Origin of the sequence: Haloferax sulfurifontis, from assembly GCF_014635105.1 — an archaeon.
Lineage (GTDB): Archaea > Halobacteriota > Halobacteria > Halobacteriales > Haloferacaceae > Haloferax > Haloferax denitrificans.
Map to the genome: position 1 here is coordinate 1 of NZ_BMCI01000021.1, position 651 is coordinate 651.

The 651-nt window shown below is 54.5% G+C and carries 1 rRNA gene; it reads right to left on the bottom strand.

Features of this window, described 5'->3' with window-relative positions:
* Positions 1 to 651, bottom strand: a 23S ribosomal RNA gene (locus tag IEV64_RS19775); the annotation flags it as partial.

Here is a 651-nt window from a genome sequence, read left to right on the forward strand (position 1 = left end):
TGAATGTGGCTTGGACTGTTAGTGCTCGCGGGCTTAACAACTCGTTGCCTCGTTGCGTACACCCCGAGTCTATCGAACTCGTCTTCTACGAGTGTCCTCAGTGGAACTTCTTTTCCGTGTGGGTTTCGAGCTTAGATGCGTTCAGCTCTTACCCCGTGGTGCGTAGCTGCCCGGCATCTGCCCTCTCGGACAACCGGTACACCAGTGGCACCCATTCGTAGTTCCTCTCGTACTATACGAACGTTCACGTCAAGTTCCTTAACACCCCCAATAGATAGCAGCCGACCTGTCTCACGACGGTCTAAACCCAGCTCACGACCTCCTTTAATAGGCGAACAACCTCACCCTTGCCTGCTTCTGCACAGGCAGGATGGAGGGAACCGACATCGAGGTAGCAAGCCACCCGGTCGATATGTGCTCTTGCGGGTGACGACTCTGTTATCCCTAAGGTAGCTTTTCTGTCATCTACGGGTCCCATGAATGAACCTCGTAGGTTCGCTAGACCACGCTTTCGCGTCAGCGACACTCGTTGGGAATGTCACTGTCAGACTTCCGTTTGCTCTTGCGCTCTTCCACGAGTTCCCGACTCGCGTGAGGAAATCTTTGGGCGCGCTCGATATCTTTTCGAGCGCGTACCGCCCCAGTCAAACT